The organism is Shewanella sp. M16, assembly GCF_018224605.1.
Classification (GTDB): domain Bacteria; phylum Pseudomonadota; class Gammaproteobacteria; order Enterobacterales; family Shewanellaceae; genus Shewanella; species Shewanella oncorhynchi.
In genome coordinates this window covers 24,847-30,846 of the sequence record NZ_JAGTUL010000044.1, presented here as the reverse complement: position 1 = coordinate 30,846, position 6,000 = coordinate 24,847, and the positions used below count along the sequence as shown (strand labels likewise).

The 6,000-nt window shown below is 38.5% G+C and carries 5 protein-coding genes; all 5 read left to right on the top strand.

What is annotated here, in order from left to right; all coding sequences use genetic code 11:
* A partial coding sequence (locus KFE26_RS20505; protein ID WP_212601568.1) for a hypothetical protein occupies positions 1–263 on the top strand: 263 nt, incomplete at its 5' end.
* A 557-nt stretch (positions 264–820) separates the two neighbouring features.
* Positions 821–1,132 carry a hypothetical protein gene (locus KFE26_RS20500; protein ID WP_212601567.1) on the top strand — a complete coding sequence of 104 codons (312 nt, stop codon included), beginning with the start codon at positions 821–823 and terminating at the stop codon, positions 1,130–1,132.
* Positions 1,133–1,359: 227 nt separating this feature from the next.
* Positions 1,360–2,385 carry a hypothetical protein gene (locus KFE26_RS20495; protein WP_212601566.1) on the top strand — a complete coding sequence of 342 codons (1,026 nt, stop codon included), beginning with the start codon at positions 1,360–1,362 and terminating at the stop codon, positions 2,383–2,385.
* 700 nt (positions 2,386–3,085) lie between these two features.
* On the top strand, positions 3,086–4,156 hold the full coding sequence (locus tag KFE26_RS20490) for a hypothetical protein (protein WP_212601565.1): 1,071 nt from the start codon (positions 3,086–3,088) through the stop codon (positions 4,154–4,156).
* A 739-nt stretch (positions 4,157–4,895) separates the two neighbouring features.
* Positions 4,896–5,945: a replication initiation protein gene (locus KFE26_RS20485; protein WP_212601564.1), complete on the top strand. Its 1,050-nt coding sequence runs from the start codon at positions 4,896–4,898 to the stop codon at positions 5,943–5,945.
* Positions 5,946–6,000: the final 55 nt, after the last annotated feature.

The following is a 6,000-nucleotide window of genomic DNA, read 5'->3' as shown; positions in this document are numbered from 1 at the left end:
GCTTAAAACATTTTATCAAAGGTTCACTAGACCTATTATTATTAATTTTAGTTACACTAGGACAAGTGTTTATTGCATTTTTAACTGCTTTCGCCTATATACTTTCTGTGATGCCTGATAGTACGGATGACGATGATGAAAAGGACCGTTTTATGAACAAATACGATAACAATAAAGGGGGGATTAAAGTCGACAATAAGCATTATACTTTTGATCAAGCTGAATCTGATTACGAAAAAGGGAAGTTTTACGATAAGCAATAAATTCATTACGGATACAAAAATAAAATGATCAATAAATTATTAAATTCGCTATCAAAGCGTTGGGATAGTGCCTGTTATGCACTGGCTTGTGATGATGAGGCAAATCAACATTATTGCACATCACCATCAACTTATTATCGCCTCAAGATAGCAATTGTTGCGTTTATTTGTCATCGATAACCATGTGCCCAATCGTTCGTCTTAATCTCAACTACTATCTATCTCCAAACTCCTATCCTTGCTCATTTCCTCTCGACAATAGTTACGTTGTAATAGGTTTCGATCCTGCTAGGATCAACTTAGCATAAATCAAGTTGACCAATACCAACGCGCAAATTACTGAATGTTTTTTGTACAAAAATTTGCATTGCAAAAAATCCAACCGATCTTTCCGATCTTTTATGTAATGATCACCGTTGATAATATGTGTTTTTAAGGAATGCCAAAAAGATCACTAATTCGGTGATTTGGCGTATCTTTTTTATAAAAAAGATTGATCTAGTTTGATTCTAAGGTAGAATGGTTAGCGTGATTTACCGTAACGAACTGGAGGCAACGTGCCAAATTCAGAAGTGCAATTAAATCTGATTTCACAAAATAGCCTTGTAGATCTATTTCGAATCGATCCTAAGCATAAAAGATCGCTTATGATCATGCCATCACCACTAGATGCAACTCATTATGTGATCGCGTTAAAGGGGGAGAGTGGCCTGAGTTATATGTCAGGTGCTTTTGCTAGAAGCAATAAGCTTCGTGAGTTCAAATCGTTTAATGCTGTGATACAGGCGATTAAACGATTAGATTTAGATGTGCCGAGTGTAATCTTCGTGCTAAAGCCGAGTGAAATTGATGATTTAAAAACAGAATAATCAAATGATATAAAAACAAAACCCCACCATTGCAGTGGCGGGGTCTTTGAAACTGAGCTAAAACTGCTTGCGCCAGCATTAGAACTCAACTGTTGTGAGTTAATTCTAATGTGAGTATCGCATGCGGTCAACCCTGTTTATTTAAAAAAACAACAACAAGGGATTTGTGATGCATCGAAAATCACTTCAGCTCAATCCTGTTTTGGCTTTAGGATTGGGTAATTCAGATGGAAGTATTTGATACTTTTCAACAAGCTTGGCAAGCCGAACGCAACACTTGGCGACGATACAAGCCGTGTTTTGATTTGCCCATGCCTAACATTGCACTGGCAAAAAGTTTGGACAGATTATTATCTCGTCATAACTGGAGCCAGAATCGTTACATACGCAAGTTAAGAGCTTGTGGTGCGACCATCAAACGATGGAAAACAGCTGACGGAAGCTGGAAAACGAGAACTATCCCGCCTAGAAAGGCTTCAATTCGCGCTGAGAGAGAAGAAACCCTAGATGCCCTAGCTAGGGCGATGATTTATCGTGCCGATTACGATCCTGACGCTCCTTATTTGTTTGAAGTTAAGGCATCAATTGAATGCCTTGCTGAGATGATTGGTCAGCTACATACATACGAACCAGGATATGATGGCGATAATGGCCAATATAAGCATGGTCGTAAATCATGTGATCCGGTTCATGGTGCATTAGATGATTTAGAAGCAGCTGATATGATTTTGGTTGTTAGAGAGTTCGATCGCGAAAGCGGGACCTATAAATCATCAAGAATTTTCTTCAAACCAAAATTTTTCATTGGCTTAGGGTTAACGCTTGACGAAACGAGAAAAATGATTAGTCGAGCGAGAAAGTGGCAAGTCAAAAATGGCCTGGCTAAAAGTCTTAAAGAAAAAAGGCAAAGTGAAGTGTTAAGGCAAGCTGAGTCTGATCGCATTGCAACACTAAAATTACCATCTGTACGAAATTTACTTGCACGGATAAAGCGCGAGTTCACGGGCGATAATAAGCATACAAAGCGTGTAATGGATGCTGAACAGCGGTTAAAAGAAGCTGAGCGTAAGATCGTCCAACAGAGAAAGACACCTAAAATGAGTGATGTAGAACTGAGGTTAAGACAACTTAAGACGGCATTGCCACCAATCTATGTCTATGAAGCAACTAAAATAATTCGTGAGAAACACGGTGTTACATTTGGTGAGCAATTCGACCTCTTACTACTCGAAATACTAGAAACTCGAACCTAATTTATATCTTTATAATCACTGGTTTAGCTACCAGTGATTAGTCACATCTGTTTAAAATTCCAGTTCAAAAAATAATCAGCACACACTTAAAAATTCAGATATTAATGCAGACCATTGCTGTTTTAGACAGGATTCGGATTATTTTCTACTTACAAAGAATATTTACCTCGAAAGTTATTCCTGAACATACCGCGTTTTATAAATAAAACGGATATGCACACGACCTAAAGTCGATGTGCATTATCTTTAGTAAAAGAAATATAATGCATCGCCATTGCCTAACGCTTCGCGTTAGGGGCGATATCAAAAAGCAAAAGAATTGCTGAAGGTGTATTTTGTCTACGACCGTTTGGCTTCAAACGCGCTTCATAGCTAGCTAAAAGCAGTCGCTTCGCTCCGGTCTAGCAGAAGGAAAAGCAAGTATGGTGCCATTAATGAGATGTGTAGTGACTTATTTATATTGATGAAAATGCTAGCATCACTTAAACGAACAAAGGGACTATGCGGTCTTAAAGAGCCCCTAAATTGACATAAGTAAAAGGCTGACCAATACTTATCAAGCACTTTTTGTGTGAGCATGAAGATGCTCAGGCTTCCCTCGGCCTAAAACAAACCTTCATTGATCAATTTAACCTTCAGCGTTCATTGTCATGTCTGCGATAAGGTAACTTGAGGGTGTCGCAGTAAACATGGTGAAAACATGAACACTGCAATTTTGAATGAATCAGATCTGTACGACCTCCGAAGCCAGTTCAGGGCGACAGAAATATTCCATACTGGTAACAAGCAGAAATTATCACATCTTGATAATCTCTTTTCTTTGGCGCTTGGGTATCCTCACGGGTACGGGAATTTTTTCGCTGCAGTTAGAGCGGGTGGCTATATATTTAGACCTAGTGCTGTCAATACTATGGCCCTTGCTAAGTATGAAACCTCCAATATCTCTTGTGCATGTGGCATAGAAGTCTACCTACAACTGTATGCGGATATGGGATTAACCTCTTATGAGGTAATGGAACTGTGCCGGACGTATCTTGCTTATAAACTGATTTTCTCTGCGTGGAACTTTTTAACGAATAGTAATTATGATTATCAAAAGTCAGAACTTCTGCATGTAATGCTATTCCCAAAAAAAATACAGATTAAAAACAGATCTCGTTTTGCCTTTCATCCGCACTTTGGTTTTATGTGGTGGCCTGAATTGCTGCAGTTATCATTGAGCGACTTAGGGCTCGAATCTCATCGAGAGAAAGTAGCTGAATTTTACCAATGCGTTGCTGAGGCAGAAAAAAAAGCCATTATTTACGATATAGATCCAATGTCGATGTACCAACCTCAACTCAGGCATATCTTCGAAGATTTGACTGTAGAGGCGGTGGCTAACGTGTTGATATCTAGGCTAGAAGACGTATTTTGGCATTCTCATGTGTTTGATGTTCGAGCCTTTTGTCTTTGGTATTTTCATGCCAGGGATGACTTTTGTATCGAAATTCCAGCAAATGCTAATGAATCTCCACAACGACTTTATCTTTGTGAAAATACCTTGGTCCTGCAAGATGATCAAATATGGGTAGCGGTTGTCTTGACCCCTGAAGATGGCCAACAGATCAGGGATAGTTTTAGCAATGACGTTGATAGGAATACCTTAAAATTGATGCTTGAGCTGTGGCAGCATAATGTGAAGCATACTAACGCTACGTGGAGCGAGCAGCAAAACTGGCGAGAGGCGTTGAGCAAAGCGAAGTATGCCATTATCTTCGGTAAGTCATAGATCTTTTGGTCTTTATTAAATTCAGATAAAAACGATATTGTTGCGCAGTGTCTATGTGTGTATGTTCGCTTGCGAAACATATGCACATATGCACTGCTTATATAATAAGATCTATAAAGAGTCTATAGAGATCTATAAAGATCTATAAAGATCTATGAGGTTGAATTAAGCTTTTAAAAACAGCAGCCTACAATACAATTTAACACGTCATACTCTGCTAGTTGACACTGTTTACTCTGATAATTGCATCGTTTGATTCTGCTAATTGACACTGTTTACTCTGATAATTGCATCGTTTGATTCTGACAATGAACACGCTCTACTCTGCTATTTTAGCTCCTCGATGTGGATAATTTCGGAAGAAAACTTTATAACATCCAATAGGTAAGCTAAAAAACACATCTTACTCTCTCATGCGTTCATATAATGGGGATATGATCAATTACAAAATTGAACATAGGAAATAACGGCTTATTAAGCAGAGTATCAAGTGACTTTTACTCTTAAAGACACTTGATACTCTGCTTTTTTCTGATAGGATGTCTTTTAAAGACACGCATTGCTCCGGTGTTTCGGTACTAAGCGTAAATGATTGTGCAAACAGGTCGTTAAAGTAAGTTTCATCGTAACGTCATGAATTGACTCGAAGCGGCTTGCTGACAGACCTATGAACTATAAGTCACGTTTTACTCTGGTACTTGACGAGTTAAATGTGACTTAATCAACTTTAGGCCACGAAATGAACACTAATTTAGTTAAAACTGACAGAATAGGGCAGTTAACATCTGATTTTTTTAGACAGGCGCATCGACTGGTTTTTTCACAGCTTTCTATGTCGCCCGTGGAGCATGATATCTTCGCACTATTGCTATCAAGACTCGACAAAGAACATTGGTCAGTACCGGAGGACTCGAACACGAAACCTTCAGTTCTATCGCCTCACTATAGCTTCACATCAAACGTGTTATGCGAATGGCTTAAAGTGGATAATCGGTCTCTTTATAATGTGATCAAAGAGCCAGCCAAAAGATTAAGTGAAAAAATTATTGGTCTACAGGAGCCCAACAAGCGCAAATTTATCTACCGGAGTTTATTTAAGCAAGTATCTTACGAAGATGGGATATTGACAATTGTGCCTAATGATCTGCTCATGAATGAGTACCTGTGTCTGTCGCAAGGGCATAGTCAGATCTATAACGACACATTCAAAGCGTTAGAGACGGATTATGCAAAGAGGCTTTATACCGCTCTGTGTCGATTTAAGTATGGCCAAGGAAAATTGAACCCATTTTCACTGGAAGAATTACATGCTTTCTTTGGTTTACTAGATGAAAAGGGCAATCTGATAAAAAAAACTTACGCTAGGACAAATAGTTTTATTGAGCGAATTATTTCTCCGGCCATACGAGAAATAGAGTCTAAAGAACATCGGATCAAATTCATTGTTGATGAAAAGACTCAGAACCTAGGTTGGAGTTACAAGAAGCAGGGCAGGAAAATTACTCATATTGAGTTTTTGTTCTATTGGGTTGATCCTGTACTTATCGATGCAGCAGAAAAAAAGGAAAGGGCTAAATTAGGTAATGAACGTAATCCAATCGATCTCGCTAAAGAAACTTGGGCCGTTGTAGAAAGTTTTGAAGCCAATAGTGATGGAAACCCAAGCGTTGAAGAACTAAACAATTTGACTGCAAACATTAGTGCTTTGATACAAGCTGGTTACAAGTTCGAAGCAGATTTTATGATGAAATTCAGTATTGCAATGAATGAAGCACGGCTAAGAAGCTAAAGATTTTTTGCAATGCAAAAAATCTTGTTAAATTCTTCCCCATTGCAATTCGAGT

Bases quoted from the DNA above. Each gene is read 5' to 3' on its own strand.
- KFE26_RS20490 (WP_212601565.1), top strand. From the start codon at position 3,086: ATGAACACTGCAATTTTGAATGAATCAGATCTGTACGACCTCCGAAGC.
- KFE26_RS20485 (WP_212601564.1), top strand. From the start codon at position 4,896: ATGAACACTAATTTAGTTAAAACTGACAGAATAGGGCAGTTAACATCT.
- KFE26_RS20495 (WP_212601566.1), top strand. From the start codon at position 1,360: ATGGAAGTATTTGATACTTTTCAACAAGCTTGGCAAGCCGAACGCAAC.